General features: G+C 71.9%; 13 protein-coding genes. 6 read left to right on the plus strand and 7 right to left on the minus strand.

Annotated features, from left to right (window positions below; all coding sequences use genetic code 11):
- Positions 1–72: 72 nt before the first annotated feature.
- Complete coding sequence (gene glp, locus OG338_RS11385) at positions 73–1,383, minus strand: gephyrin-like molybdotransferase Glp (RefSeq protein ID WP_405937211.1); 1,311 nt, start codon at positions 1,381–1,383, stop codon at positions 73–75.
- A gap of 4 nt (positions 1,384–1,387) precedes the next feature.
- Positions 1,388–2,290, minus strand: a complete 903-nt coding sequence (gene galU, locus OG338_RS11390) for a UTP--glucose-1-phosphate uridylyltransferase GalU (RefSeq protein WP_405937212.1) — start codon at positions 2,288–2,290, stop codon at positions 1,388–1,390.
- Between the two features lie 106 nt (positions 2,291–2,396).
- Between galU and OG338_RS11395 the strand changes: the two genes are divergently transcribed.
- Entirely contained in the window at positions 2,397–2,981 is a 585-nt protein-coding gene (locus OG338_RS11395; RefSeq protein ID WP_405937213.1) for a 5-formyltetrahydrofolate cyclo-ligase, read from the plus strand.
- Between the two features lie 47 nt (positions 2,982–3,028).
- Here OG338_RS11395 and OG338_RS11400 read toward each other — a convergent pair whose 3' ends face one another.
- Positions 3,029–5,779, minus strand: a complete 2,751-nt coding sequence (locus OG338_RS11400) for a penicillin acylase family protein (protein WP_405937214.1) — start codon at positions 5,777–5,779, stop codon at positions 3,029–3,031.
- Positions 5,780–6,021: 242 nt separating this feature from the next.
- Here OG338_RS11400 and OG338_RS11405 point away from each other — a divergent pair, with 242 nt between their 5' ends.
- From OG338_RS11405 to OG338_RS11425, 5 genes are all read left to right on the plus strand, one after another.
- A complete protein-coding gene (locus OG338_RS11405; RefSeq protein ID WP_405940389.1) occupies positions 6,022–7,605 on the plus strand; it encodes a potassium/proton antiporter in 1,584 nt (527 codons plus the stop codon).
- 315 nt (positions 7,606–7,920) lie between these two features.
- Positions 7,921–9,204, plus strand: coding sequence for an MFS transporter (locus tag OG338_RS11410; protein WP_405937215.1), 1,284 nt, complete (start codon positions 7,921–7,923; stop codon positions 9,202–9,204).
- A gap of 67 nt (positions 9,205–9,271) precedes the next feature.
- The gene (locus tag OG338_RS11415; RefSeq protein ID WP_405937216.1) at positions 9,272–9,628 is read left to right on the plus strand and encodes an FmdB family zinc ribbon protein; all 357 of its coding nucleotides are present in this window, start codon (positions 9,272–9,274) and stop codon (positions 9,626–9,628) included.
- A 109-nt stretch (positions 9,629–9,737) separates the two neighbouring features.
- A complete protein-coding gene (locus OG338_RS11420) occupies positions 9,738–10,571 on the plus strand; it encodes an S-methyl-5'-thioadenosine phosphorylase (RefSeq protein WP_405937217.1) in 834 nt (277 codons plus the stop codon).
- Positions 10,572–10,905: 334 nt separating this feature from the next.
- Complete coding sequence (locus tag OG338_RS11425) at positions 10,906–11,358, plus strand: hypothetical protein (RefSeq protein WP_405937218.1); 453 nt, start codon at positions 10,906–10,908, stop codon at positions 11,356–11,358.
- A 55-nt stretch (positions 11,359–11,413) separates the two neighbouring features.
- On the opposite strand, the gene OG338_RS11430 is transcribed toward OG338_RS11425, so the two are convergent.
- Genes OG338_RS11430 through OG338_RS11445 form a run of 4 tightly spaced genes read right to left on the minus strand, consistent with a single transcriptional unit; the run spans position 11,414 to position 13,500 of the window.
- Positions 11,414–11,617 (minus strand): hypothetical protein, encoded by a 204-nt coding sequence (locus OG338_RS11430; RefSeq protein ID WP_405937219.1) that lies wholly within the window; start codon positions 11,615–11,617, stop codon positions 11,414–11,416.
- 37 nt (positions 11,618–11,654) lie between these two features.
- On the minus strand, positions 11,655–12,095 hold the full coding sequence (locus OG338_RS11435; RefSeq protein ID WP_405937220.1) for a hypothetical protein: 441 nt from the start codon (positions 12,093–12,095) through the stop codon (positions 11,655–11,657).
- Positions 12,092–12,901: a ubiquinol-cytochrome c reductase iron-sulfur subunit gene (locus OG338_RS11440; protein WP_405937221.1), complete on the minus strand. Its 810-nt coding sequence runs from the start codon at positions 12,899–12,901 to the stop codon at positions 12,092–12,094. The genes OG338_RS11435 and OG338_RS11440 overlap by 4 nt, the downstream gene beginning before the upstream one ends.
- A complete protein-coding gene (locus OG338_RS11445) occupies positions 12,898–13,500 on the minus strand; it encodes a 4Fe-4S dicluster domain-containing protein (protein ID WP_018104243.1) in 603 nt (200 codons plus the stop codon). The genes OG338_RS11440 and OG338_RS11445 overlap by 4 nt, the downstream gene beginning before the upstream one ends.
- Between the last annotated feature and the right edge of the window lie 2 nt (positions 13,501–13,502).

A 13,502-nucleotide genomic window follows, 5' to 3' on the forward strand; every position in this document is an offset into this window, starting at 1 on the left:
CGCGGGTCCGGGGGCCGGGGGGTGTCCCCCGGACGGCACAGCGCCAGATACCGTACCGCCACCGGGGCGCGGTCAGCGGAGCAGGACCACCTCGGTGTCGGAGCCCGGTTCGGCGGAGGTGACGTCCTCGCGGAGCACGATCAGGGCGTCCGCCCGGGCGAGCGCGCCGATCAGATGCGAGCCGGAGCCGCCGACGGGGGTGACGGTGCCGGCCTCGGCGTCGTACGTCCCGCGCAGGAACTGGCGCTTCCCGGCCGGCGAGGACAGCGCCTTGTCCGCGGCGAGCACGGCCTTCACCGTCGGGCGGTCGGCCGCGGGCAGACCCATCAGGGTGCGGATCGCGGGGCGTACGAACAGCTCGAAGGAGACGTAGCTGGAGACCGGGTTCCCGGGGAGGGCGAGCAGCGGGGTGTGTTCGGGGCCGATGGAGCCGAAGCCCTGCGGTTTGCCCGGCTGCATGGCGAGCTTCCGGAAGTCCACGCCGCCGCCCGGCTCGTCCTCGTCACCGACGGAGGACAGGGCCTCCTTCACCACGTCGTACGCGCCGACGCTGACGCCGCCCGTGGTGACGAGGAGGTCGGCGCGGATGAGCTGGTCCTCGATGGTGGCGCGCAGGGTCTCGGCGTCGTCGGCGACGGCACCGACGCGGTAGGCGATGGCCCCGGCGTCCCGGGCGGCGGCGGTGAGGGCGAAGCTGTTGGAGTCGTAGATCTGCCCGCCGGTCAGCTCGCCGCCGGGCTGCACGAGTTCGCTGCCGGTGGACAGGACGACGACGCGAGGGCGCGGCCGCACCTTGACGGTGGAGCGGCCGATCGCGGCGAGCAGGCCGATCTGGGGCGGTCCGATCACCGTGCCCGCCTTGAGCGCGAGGTCGCCGGGGCGCACATCGCTGCCCCGCGCCCGGACATGGGCGCGGGCCTCGGCGGGGCGGTGGACGCGGACCTCGCCGCCGGCGCCCTCCGGGGCGTCCCTGTGGGCGCGCATCGCGGTGGCGGGGCCCTCCCCCGTACCGCCGTCGGTCCATTCGACGGGGACGACGGCCTCGGCGCCCTCCGGGAGCGGGGCGCCGGTCATGATGCGGGCGGCCTCGCCCGCGCCGACGCGCCGGCCGGGGCCGAGGCCGTCGTCGCCGGCGGCGACGTCGCCGATGACGGTGAGGACGGCGGGGAACTCCTCGGTGGCGCCCTCGACATCGGCGACGCGGACCGCGTAACCGTCCATCGAGCTGTTGTCGAAGGGCGGCAGGGCGACTTCCACCACGACGTCCTCGACCAGGACGCAGCCCTGGGCCTCGGGCAGTTGCAGCTCGATGGGTTCGAGCGGCTTCACCGCGGCGAGGATGTCTTCCAGGTGCTCGTCCACCGACCAGATCGTGCTGCTCAACGTGCTACATCTCCTCGGTGACGTACCGGCGGAGCCAACTGCGGAACTCCGGCCCCAGATCATCACGTTCGCACGCGAGTCTGACAATGGCACGCAGATAGTCGCTGCGGTCGCCGGTGTCGTAGCGGCGGCCCTTGAAGACGACGCCGTGCACGGGGCCGCCGGCCTTCTCGTCCTCGGCGAGCAGTTGCAGGGCGTCGGTCAGCTGGATCTCGTTGCCCCGGCCCGGCTTGGTCCGGCGCAGTATCCCGAACACGGCGGGGTCCAGGACGTAGCGGCCGATGATCGCGAGATTGCTGGGCGCGTCGGCGGGTTCCGGCTTCTCGACCAGGCCGGTGACGCGTACGACGTCCGCCTCGGCGGTGGGCTCCACGGCCGCGCAGCCGTACTGGTGGATCATCGCGGGCGGAACCTCCATGAGCGCGATGACGCTGCCGCCCTCGCGCTCCTGGATCCCGGTCATCCGGGTCAGCAGCGGGTCGCGCGGGTCGATGAGGTCGTCGCCGAGAAGCACCGCGAACGGCTCGTCGCCGACGTGCGGGGCGGCGCACAGGACGGCGTGGCCCAGGCCCCTGGGGTCGCCCTGGCGGACGTAGTGCATGGTGGCGAGGTCGGTGGACTCGCGGACCTTGCGCAGCCGGTCGGCGTCGCCCTTGCGGGTCAGGGCGCCCTCCAGCTCGTAGTTGCGGTCGAAGTGGTCTTCCAGGGGACGCTTGTTGCGTCCGGTGACCATGAGTACGTCGTGCAGTCCGGCGGCCACCGCTTCCTCGACGACGTACTGGATGGCAGGCTTGTCGACAACAGGCAGCATCTCCTTGGGGGTGGCCTTGGTGGCCGGCAGGAAGCGGGTCCCGAGGCCCGCCGCCGGGATGACGGCCTTGCTGATCCTGGGGTTCGACTGGGTCATGCACTGAACCCTAACGGGGCCACATGGGCGGAAGATGAGGCTCCGGTTAACTTTGTCCTTATATAGCCGTGTACGAGAGGCCGGCGGGTGCCCGTTGAACACCGACATGTCCGCAAAGGACGTACTGCGGCGTGAACTGCTGGCCGCGCGCCGCCTCCTGACGGATCAGGACGCGGAACGGGCCGCCTCGGCTCTCGCCGGTCACGCGCTCGGACTGCCGGAGCTGAGCGGGGCCCGTACCGTCGCCGCGTACGTTTCGGTGGGACGCGAACCGGGAACCCGCGCGCTGCTGGACGCACTGCGCGCACGGGGCGTACGGGTGCTGCTGCCGGTGCTCCTCGCCGACAACGACCTGGACTGGGCACCGTACGAGGGCACGGAAGGGCTCGCGAAGGCGGGGCGCGGGCTGCTGGAACCCACCGGCGAGCGGCTGGGCCCGGACGCCGTGCTGGAGGCGGACGCGGTGCTGCTGCCCGGCCTCGCGGTGGACGCGCGCGGTATGCGCCTGGGGCGCGGCGGCGGCAGCTACGACCGGGTGCTGGCGCGCCTGACGGCCGCCGGGGCCACGCCCGCGCTGATCGTCCTGCTGTACGCGAACGAGGTGGCCGCGCACGTCCCGGCGGAGCCACACGACTTCCCCGTGGACGCGGTGGTCACACCCGAAGGCCCCCGGCGCTTCAGCGCGAGCTGAGGCACCGGGGGCCCTGCGGGGCGCTCACGCGCTCACGGCTCACCCGCTCACGGTTTCAGGGTCAGCGTGTCCGTCGTCGTCCCGGCCACGGCGTTCGTGCCGTAGGCCCAGGGCAGCAGTTCACCGTTGACCCACTTGTCGGTCTGGTCGGTGTAGTGCGCGCTGAACGCGTGCCCGGAGGCGCCGGTGAGGTTGATCCAGCGGGACTTGTCCCAGTCCCCCACGTTGACGACCATCCGCATCGACGGCACCCAGACGACCTCGTAGCCGCCGGCCGCGTTCCAGCCGGTGGCGTCCACCGCGGCCTCGCCGCCGCCGAGGTTCCAGGGGCCCCGGTTGAGGAGCCGCTGGAGGAGGCCGGGACCCTCGGTGCCCAGGGTCTGGTTCTTCAGGGTCAGCTGGTGCAGCCGGCCCCAGTTCCAGGTGGTGATGTCCTTGCCCAGCTTGGCCGTCAGCTCCCAGCGCGCGTCCTCCATGGCGCGGGCGAACAGCTGGTCGCGGGTCTCGGTCGCGTTGTCCTTGCGGTTCCTGGGCGACTTCCACCACTTGCTGTCCGGCTTGTCCATGAGGCCGGCGACGACCTGGTACCAGCGGTCACCGCCGTCCGGCTGCGCGGAGTCCGGGGAACGCTGACCGCATTCGCGTACCAGCCGGTCCTGCTCGTCGGCCGGGCCCGAGTTCTTCGCCGGGGGCACGTTCAGGCACTCGCCCTCGACGCGCATCTCCTTGGGCAGCTTGTCGCCGAAGGCGAGCTTGAGGATGTTGCGCCAGACGCCGTTGAAGTACGCGGCGGCGGCCGAGTCGGCCTCCTGGGTGTAGTCCCAGCCCTCCAGCAGCTTCTGCGCCTGGCGGACGTCCTTGTCGGAGATGTTGATCTTCAGCAGTTCGGGCACCAGCAGCGCGGCGATCTCGCTGGTGTTGTCCATCTGCATCTTCTGCATGTCTTCGGTCGAGATCTTGCCGCCGCCCTTGATCTTCGACTGGATGAGGTCGTTGATCCGCTGGCTGCGGCTGCCGTAGCCCCAGTCCTTGGTGAGCAGGTAGGGGTACTTGTCCTCGTCGATCACGGCCTGGTTGGCGGTGACGATGTAGCCGCGCTCCGGGTTGTACTCGTAGGGCAGCTCGGCGAACGGGATCGGATCCTTCTTCCAGCCGTACGCCGAGGTCCAGCCGGGGCTGGGCGTGGTGCCGTCGCCCTGCTTGCGCTGCGGGATCCTGCCGGGGGCCTGGTAGCCGATGTTGCCCTTGGTGTCGGCGTAGATGAGGTTCTGCGAGGGAACCTCGAAGTGCTCGGACGCCTTGCGGAAGCTCGTGAAGTCCTTGGCGCGGTTCAGCTCGAACACGGCGTCCATGGAGTGGCCGGGCTCCAGCGCGGTCCACTTCAGAGCGACGGCGTAACCGTCGGCGCGGTCCGGCGCGGAGTTGGTGACGGGGGCCTTCTGGCCGACCTTCTCCAGCTCGCTGCTGCGGTCGGAGACCAGCGGGCCGTTGTTGGTCTCGCGAACGGTGATGTGCCGGTCCTTGCCGCCCGCGACCTTGATGGTCTCCTCGCGGGTGGTGAAGGGCTTGGTCCTGCCGTCGTACAGGTAGCCGTCGTCGGTGACCTTCTCCAGGAAGAGGTCGGTGACGTCGGCGCCGAGGTTGGTGAAGCCCCAGGCGATGTCCTGGTTGTGGCCGATGATCACACCGGGCATGCCGGAGAAGGTGTAGCCGGCGGTGTCGTACTTGCAGGTTTCGGAGACCTGCCGGCAGTGAAGGCCCATCTGGTACCAGAGGGACGGCAGCATCGGCGCGAGGTGCGGATCGTTGGCGAGCAGCGGCTTGTTGGTCGTCGTGTACTTGCCGGAGACCACCCAGGAGTTCGAGCCGATGCCGGTGCCGTTCGGGCCGAGCAGCGCGGGGATCTCGTCCAGGGTGTCGGAGAGCGCGCCGAGCTGCGTGTTCAGGCCCTGGGTCGCGTCCGCCACGGTGTTCGCGCCGCTCGCGCCGGTGTCGGTCGCCTTCGGATCGAACGCGCCGGTGACCGAGGAGATGGCGCCCTCGGTGACGATCGGCTCGTGCTTGTCGTACGGGTAGTCGGGGTAGAGCTGCTTGATCTCGTCGGCGTCGAGCCGGCTCGTCATCAGCGAGCGGTCGATCTCGTCCTGCATGTTGCCGCGCAGGTCCCAGGCCATGGCCTTCAGCCAGGCGACCGAGTCGACCGGGGTCCACTGGGACGGCTTGTAGTCGTTGGTGAAGCCGAGCGCGGCGTACTCGACGGAGATGTCCTTGCCGTCGCGCCCCTTGAGGTAGGCGTTCACGCCGTCCGCGTACGCCTGGAGGTTCTTCTTGGTCTCGTCGGACAGGACGGTGTCGTACTCCTCCTGCGCGACCTTGCGCCAGCCCAGCGTCCGCAGGAAGGAGTCCGTCTCGACCTGGCCGGAACCGAACATCTCGGAGAGCCGGCCGGCGGTCAGGTGGCGGCGTACGTCCATCTCCCAGAAGCGGTCCTGTGCCTGTACGAAGCCCTGGGCGCGGAACAGGTCGGCGTCCGAGTCCGCGTAGATCTGCGGGATGCCGTAGCCGTCGCGCTTGACGTCGACGTTGCCGGAGAGGCCGTCCATGTGGATGGTCCCGCTGGTCTGCGGGTAGGAGGCGCGCACGGTGGACACGGACCAGTACGTTCCGTAACCGATGCCCGCGATGAGCGCCAGCGCCAGGACGATCACGAGCAGGCGGGCGCGGCGGCCCTTCTTCTTGCGCGGCCCGCCACCGGCGGTACCGGTGGATCCGGAAGAGGCGGTTGTTGTGGCGGGCATCGCTGTCCTTCGAGGGCAGGGCGGTCCTGGGAGTGCTGGAGCAACCATAGGCGCAGCGCGTAACCCACTCGGACGCGGTATCAGGATGGCTCGAATTGCGTAGCGATCGTACGAATACTCGAACGCATCAAGAAAGCGTTAAAGATTAGGTAAGGTAACGAAGTACCGGCCGCCGGAAGAGATCCGGCAGGCGTACGCAGGGAAAGGACCGGCCACTGACTGTCCACACGCTCAACGAACTCCTGCTCGTCTGCTCACTCGTCCTGCTCGTCGCCGTCGCGGCGGTACGCATCTCGTCCCGCAGCGGGCTCCCCAGCCTGCTCCTGTACCTCGGCATCGGTATCGCCCTGGGACAGGACGGCTTCTTCGACGTCAAGTTCGACAACGCGGAACTGACGCAGGTCATCGGCTACGCGGCGCTCGTCGTGATCCTCGCCGAGGGCGGACTCGGCACGAAGTGGAAAGAGATCAGACCGGCGCTCCCGGCGGCCGTGCTGCTGTCGCTCGTCGGCGTCGGCATCAGCGTGGGCGTAACCGCGGCCGGCGCCCACTACCTGGTCGGCCTGGAGTGGCGGCAGGCGCTCATCATCGGCGCGGTCGTCTCCTCCACGGACGCCGCCGCGGTCTTCTCCGTGCTGCGCAAGGTCCCGCTGCCCGCCCGCGTCACCGGAGTCCTGGAGGCCGAGTCCGGCTTCAACGACGCCCCCGTGGTGATCCTGGTGGTCGCCTTCTCGACCATCGGCGAGGTCGACAGCTGGTATGTGCTGATCGGCGAGATAGCCCTGGAGCTGGCCATCGGCGCCGCCGTCGGCATCGCCGTGGGCTGGCTCGGCTCGTACGGGCTGCGCCATGTGGCGCTCCCCGCATCCGGCCTCTACCCGATCGCCGTCATGGCCATCGCCGTCTCCGCGTACGCGGCCGGCGCCATGCTCCACGGCAGCGGCTTCCTGGCCGTCTACCTGGCCGCGATGATCCTCGGCAACGCCAAGCTGCCGCACTGGCCGGCGACCCGGGGCTTCGCGGACGGACTCGGCTGGCTCGCCCAGATCGGCATGTTCGTCCTGCTCGGCCTGCTGGTCACCCCACACGACCTGCTGGACGACTTCTGGCCCGCCGTCGTCGTCGGCCTGGTGCTGACCGTGGTGGCCCGGCCGCTGGAAGTCTTCATCTCACTGCTGCCGTTCCGATTGCCCTGGCAGGAGAAGGCCCTCATGTCATGGGCCGGGCTGCGCGGCGCCGTACCCATCATTCTGGCGACCATTCCCATGGTGTCCGGAATCGACGGCTCCACCCGGGTCTTCAACATCGTCTTCGTCCTGGTCATCGTCTACACCCTCATCCAGGGCCCGACCCTCCCCTGGCTCGCCAAGGCCCTCAACATCAAGGACGACCCGTCCGAAGCGTCCGACCTGGGCATCGAATCGGCACCCCTGGAACGGCTGCGCGGACACCTGCTGTCGGTGGCCGTCCCCGCGAAGTCGAAGATGCACGGCGTCGAGGTCGGCGAGCTCCGCATGCCCGCGGGCGCCGCGGTCACCCTCGTGGTGCGCGACGACAAGAGCTTCGTACCCGCCCCGTCGACGGTGCTCAGGCGCGGCGACGAACTGCTCGTCGTGGCCACCGACCCGGTGCGCGACGCGGCCGAGGCACGGCTGCGCGCCGTCGCCGAGGGCGGCAAGCTGGCCGGCTGGCTCGGAACACCCGGCGGGCAGCCCGCCGCGATGGAGTCCCCGGTGCCCCAGGTGGCCGGAGCGCTCAGAGCGGTGAAGAAGCTCGGCGGCAGGGCCGACGAGGGCAAGAAACGCAACGCGAAGGCACATCACTGAGCACACACAGTGTTCACAGGCGGCGAGGGGCGGGGCGCACACAATCGCAGGCCCTCCGCCCTTCCTGCCTGTAGCATGAAGGAAACCCAGAACCACCGATTGATCGACCAACTCTGCCTGACGCAGAGCTGGCGCGACCGTATGGCGGTCGTGGCGTCCTCCGTACCGGCTGTGCCCCGCACACCGGCCGCGAACGCCCGGCATCTACCGCAGTTCCGCGCGAAGAGGACAGCTCTCGGCAGCCCCGCCCGGGCCCGCACTCCAGTGCCGGCCGCCCCGGGGGCACGGCCACCAGGCGGCAGAAAGGCAAGGACCGTGGCGTCCACGGTCTCCGAACGCCCCGGATACGGGCAGCTGCTGCGCACCCCCGGGGCGTGGACCTTCCTCCTTCCCGGCTTCGCCGCACGGCAACCCTTCGCGATGCTGACCATCGGCATCGTGCTGCTGGTCCAGCACACCACCGGCTCGTACGGGAGTGCCGGCGCCGTCGCGGCCTTCACCGGGGTCTCCATGGCCCTGTTCGCCCCGCAGACCGGCAAGCTCGCCGACCGCTTCGGCCAGCGGGCCGTGCTGCTGCCGGGCGTCCTGACGCACGCCGCCTCCGTCTCGCTCCTGGTGGCGCTCGCCCTGGCGGACGCTCCCCTGTGGGCCCTGTTCGCCGCGGCCGTCCCGACCGGTGCTTCGGTCCCGCAGATCGGCCCCATGGTGCGGGCCCGCTGGGCGGCGACGCTCGGTGCGGCGCCGGGCCGCGAGGCGTCCCCGCTGCTGGCGACGGCCGCCGCGTTCGAGTCGGTGACGGACGAGTTCACCTTCGTCATCGGCCCGGTCATCGCCACCGCGCTCTGCACGGGCGTGCACCCGGCGGCCGGCCTGATCGCGGAGGCCGCGCTGACCCTGGTCGGCGGCCTGCTCTTCGCCGCACGGCGCGCCACACAGCCACCGGTCCGCGACCGCGCCCTGCCCGGCGCCGAGCGGCACGCCTCCGCCCTGTCCATCCCCGGCGTGCGCGTGCTGGCGGTCGCCTTCCTCGGCATCGGCTCGGTCTTCGGCGGCATGCAGGTCTCGCTGACCGCGTTCGCCGAGGAGATCGGCAACCCGGGCGCCAACGGTGTGCTGTACGGGATCTTCGCCGCCGGCAACATGCTCGCCGGGATCGCCTGCGGGGCCGTCGCCTGGAAGTCCGGCCCCCGCCGCCGCCTGCTCGTCGGCTACACGGCGCTGGCACTGACCACGTCGGGCCTGTGGGCGGTGCACTCCGCGCCGCTGCTCGCCGGGCTCGGCCTGCTGGTCGGGCTCTGTATCGCGCCGGCCCTGATCAGCGGCTACACGCTGGTCGAGGCGCTGGTGCCGGGCTCGGCACGGACCGAGGCGTTCACCTGGCTGACGGGCGCGGTCGCGCTGGGCCAGGCGGCCGCGGTGACGGTGGCCGGCCGGCTCGCGGACGGGCACGGCGCGAGCGCCGGTTTCCTGGTCCCGCTGGTGGGTACGGCGCTGGCCCTGGCGACGCTGCTGACGCTGCGTTCGAGGCTCCTGCCTGCCGGTGTGGGGCGGACCGTGGCGCGTGGTATCGGTCACCGCGGGCCGGTCACGGTGGACTGATCCAGCGGAATACGTCACTATGGAGCGTCGTTAGCACTCATCGAGTCAGAGTGCCAGGAGGAACAAAGTGCCGACCTACCAGTACCAGTGCACCGAGTGTGGCGAGGGCCTCGAAGCGGTGCAGAAGTTCACCGATGACGCCCTGACGGTGTGCCCGAACTGCGACGGACGCCTGAAGAAGGTGTTCTCGGCGGTCGGCATCGTCTTCAAGGGTTCCGGTTTCTACCGGAACGACAGCCGCGGCTCCTCTTCGAGCAGCACGCCGGCTTCCTCGGCCTCGAAGACGTCCGGTTCCGGATCGTCGTCCTCCGCCTCTTCGGCGTCGTCGGACACGAAGTCCTCGGCCGCCCCGGCGTCCACGCCGTCCGCCGCGTCGTCGTCTTCCTCGTCCTCTTCCTCGACGAGCGGTTCGTCGGCCGCCTGAGCGACCGGCTCCACAGCTTTCCCGAAGACCCCGCCGGGCTGCCCGGCGGGGTCTTCACGCGCCCGCGCCCGCCGGACGGGGCTTCACGGACACGGCCTAGGGTGACGGCATGGCGAACGCAGAGATCGGTGTGATCGGCGGCTCGGGGCTGTACTCCTTCCTGGAGGACGTCACCGAGGTCCGCGTGGAAACCCCTTACGGAGACCCCAGCGACTCCGTCTTCATCGGTGAGACCGGCGGCCGCCGGGTCGCCTTCCTCCCCCGGCACGGCCGGGGCCACCACGTGCCCCCGCACCGCATCAACTACCGCGCCAATCTGTGGGCGCTGCGCTCGGTCGGTGTACGCCAGGTGCTGGGCCCGTGCGCGGTGGGCGGCCTGCGCCCGGAGTACGGGCCGGGCACCCTGATCGTGCCGGACCAGCTGGTGGACCGGACGAAGACCCGGGTGCAGACCTATTACGACGGTGAGACCCGCGCCGACGGGGCCCAGCCGAACGTGGTGCACCTGGGCTTCGCCGACCCGTACTGCCCCGAGGGCCGCAAGGTGGCGCTGGCGGCCGCGCGGGGGCGGGACTGGGAGGCGGTGGACGGCGGCACGCTGGTGGTGGTCGAGGGCCCGCGCTTCTCGACCCGCGCCGAATCGCGCTGGCACGCGGCGATGGGCTGGTCCGTCGTCGGCATGACCGGGCACCCGGAGGCGGTGCTCGCCCGCGAACTGGGCCTCTGCTACACCACGATGACCCTGGTCACGGACCTGGACGCGGGCGCGGAGGCTGGCGAGGGCGTCTCCCACGAGGAGGTGCTGAAGGTCTTCGCCGCCAATGTGGACCGGCTGCGCTCGGTCCTCTTCGACGCGGTGGCGGCGATGCCGGCGGCGGAGGACCGGGGCTGCGCGTGCGGGCATGCGCTGGACGGTATCGAGACGGGACTCGTGCTGCCGTAGGGGCGGTTTCCGTGAAGGTTTCCATGAGGGTCCCGTGAGGGTTCCCGCCTGTGGGTGACGGAGTTTTCCACATGTGGTGGGCGGTCCACAGGCTCCGGCGGGGATCGGGGAGCGGGTGCATCGTGGGGGTTGTCCGGCGGCCGGGACCTCGGGGTTCCGGTGGCCGGGCGTGACCCATCAGCCCCTGACGCAGGCGGTGTTCGCGATGCGCTCGTCCGGTTCTCCCTCCTTCCCTCAGCTCCCTTCCCCCGCTGCGTACGCGGGCGGGCCACCGGGACCGTTGCCCGCTCCCCCGCCGTGCGGGGTGCCCGCGTTCCCGCCGCTGCGGGTTCGGGTGGGTGCCGGTCAGCGGCTGCGCCGTGCGATGTGGCGGCAGCGCCGGTCGATGGCGGCGGGCCTGGCGCTGACGGCGGCCGCGCTGGCCGTCTCCGGACTGGCCGGGGGCGGTGCGGGCGGGCCGGGCGGTGATACGGCGCGGGCGGGGTCCCGGGACCGGGCTTCGCCTCCGGTACGCCTGGTGTCGGCGCCGGTACGGATCGCGGACGCGGAGACCGTGCGGCTGCTGCGCCCGGGCGACCGGGTGGACGTGGTCGCGTCGGGGGGTCCCGGGGCGGCGGAGGCCCGGGTGGTGGCGCGGGGTGCGCGCGTGGAGCGGGTGCCGCCGGCGGCGGACGGCGGGGGCCCGTCGGGCGAGGGGGCGCTGATCGTGCTGGCGGTGCCCAGGGCGACGGCGGCCGGTCTGGCGGGGGCGGGGATCTCCGGCGGCTTCGCGGTGGTCCTGTGCTGAGGCGCGCGGCCCGGGTGGTACGGAGATGGGTCACCGCCCCGGTCGGGCCCGGGCGTCAGATGTGGTGCGGGGGCTTCTCGTCGAGGAAGCGTGCCAGGTCCGCGGCGCTGCCGGCGGACGGGGCCCGCTCGCCCCACCCCTGGTCCGTATCGTCCGCGGACTGCTGGTCCAGCGGATCGTCGAAGATCAGCGCCGGCCTGGGGCGGTCCGGCGTGGTGGGCTCCGCGTCGCGCGGTCCGGGTGCGGGGGCGGTACTCATGTCCCCAGGGTACGGCGGCCCCGCCCCGGCCGGCCGGTCAGCGGTCCTTGGGGTCGAGCAGCCAGAGCCCGAGGACCACGAGGAACGACAGGCAGAGGAAGCCGGCGCCCCACCACGCGGTGCCGGAGTTGCCTTCCATCCACTCGTCCACGATGACCGTCAGGCCCCACAGCTGCCCGATGACGACGGACATGGCCAGCACCAGGCGGGCGGTGAGCCTGGAGGACCGCTCGGGCTCCTGGTCGGTGCCGGCGCCGGGCCCGGGCCCGGTGTGGCGGACGCGGGGGTCGCCGTAGCCGCTGGTGGGCCGGATCTGCGGGTAGCGCTCGTGGACGGGCCGGTTGAGCTCGGCCCGCGCGCTGCCGGGGTGGTACTCGGGATAGTGCGGGCCGGGGCGGAGCGGGGGGCCGGGGGTCTGCGGGTCGGGGGCGGGCTGCGGGCCCGGGGGGCCGGGGGGCCGGCGGTCGTCGTCGGTCATGACGGGCTCCCGGGGGTGTCGGACGCGCCGGCTCCGGTGCGCGTACGGGACGGGCCGGGGGCCACCGGGCCGGGGGCCACCGGGCGGGCGGTTCCGCCGGGGGCGGCGGGTGCCTCGGCGCCGTCGCGGACGCCGGGGCAGCCGAGGCGGGAGGCCAGGTCGGGGCGTTCCTCGCCGAACTGGCGGCACAGCCCGTGCTCGATGCTCTCGCCGGAGCGGGTGGTGCCGACGGCCCAGACGCTGCCGTCGGTCTCCTCGGTGAGCACGACCTTGGGCAGTCCCCGGGGCGGTGGGCCGGCGGTGACCTCGCCGCTGCGGGCGTCGAAGACGCCTTCGTGACAGGGGCAGTACAGCTCGCCCTCGGTGCCCCGGTCCTTGCGCCAGAGCACCCCGCAGGCGAGGTGGGTGCAGATGGCCGAGTAGCCGACGAGCGTGCCGTCGTTGAGCCGGACGGCGACCGCGCGGTCCTCCTCGTCGGGGTAGTCGAAGGCGATGGACTCGCCGGGGAGGAGCTGGGCGGCGATCTTCTTGGGGGCGGGGGCCTTGCTGTCGTCGGGGTCGCCGTGGCGGGGCAGGATGCCGCCGGCGACGCCGAGACCGCCGATGGCGAGCCCGCCGGACACGGTGGCGACGATGCGCAGGTAGTCGCGCCGGGTGGCGAGGGAGTCGGCGGCGATCCGGTCGTGCAGGGCCTCGCGCGGGTCGCCGGAGGCGGGCTGTCCGGGGGCGCCGGGCGGGGTGCTGCCGGGGTCGCGGGGCGGGGGCTGGGCCGGGTCGCCGGGGGGCGGGTAGTCGGTCTCGGTCACCGTCGGACGTCCTTCCCGTTGATCTCCACGACGGGCAGGCCGCCGGGGACCGGCCACTGGACCCGGTCGGCGGGCACGACCATCGCGACGCCGGTGCGGACCTCGCTCTCGCCGAAGACGAAGGAGTCGGCGACCTGGACGCCGGGGCGTTCGGCCTGGAGTTCCTCGGCGGTGCCGTAGAAGAGCGCTCCGGTCGGGCAGACGGTGGCGCACATGGGGGCGAGGCCGTAGGCGGTGCGGTCGTAGCAGAGGTTGCACTTCATTTGCAGCTTCGCCTGGAGGTCGATCTTCGGTACGCCGAAGGGGCAGGCGTTGACGCAGTTGGCGCAGCCGATGCAGCGGGTGGTGTCGGCCTGCTGCACGACGCCGTCGGCGGTCACCAGGATCGCGTCGGCGGGGCACACCTCGGCGCACGGGGCGACGGGGTCCTCGCAGTGCATGCAGACGGTGGGAAGGGAGGCTACGGACTGGCCCTCGTCGGTGTAGTCGAGGTGGATCATGGACTTGCCGCGGTGCGAGTCGCATTCGCGGCAGGCGGAGACACACGCCTGACAGCCGATGCAGCGGCCCGGGTCGATGAAGATCGTTCGTCCCATCATGC

Source organism: Streptomyces sp. NBC_00726, assembly GCF_045161735.1.
GTDB lineage: Bacteria > Actinomycetota > Actinomycetes > Streptomycetales > Streptomycetaceae > Streptomyces.

Coding starts and splice junctions, on each gene's coding strand:
- OG338_RS11400 (WP_405937214.1), bottom strand. CDS start 5,779: ATGCCCGCCACAACAACCGCCTCTTCCGGATCCACCGGTACCGCCGGT.
- galU (WP_405937212.1), bottom strand. CDS start 2,290: ATGACCCAGTCGAACCCCAGGATCAGCAAGGCCGTCATCCCGGCGGCG.
- OG338_RS11445 (WP_018104243.1), bottom strand. CDS start 13,500: ATGATGGGACGAACGATCTTCATCGACCCGGGCCGCTGCATCGGCTGT.
- OG338_RS11435 (WP_405937220.1), bottom strand. CDS start 12,095: ATGACCGACGACGACCGCCGGCCCCCCGGCCCCCCGGGCCCGCAGCCC.
- OG338_RS11395 (WP_405937213.1), top strand. CDS start 2,397: ATGTCCGCAAAGGACGTACTGCGGCGTGAACTGCTGGCCGCGCGCCGC.
- OG338_RS11430 (WP_405937219.1), bottom strand. CDS start 11,617: ATGAGTACCGCCCCCGCACCCGGACCGCGCGACGCGGAGCCCACCACG.
- OG338_RS11420 (WP_405937217.1), top strand. CDS start 9,738: ATGGCGAACGCAGAGATCGGTGTGATCGGCGGCTCGGGGCTGTACTCC.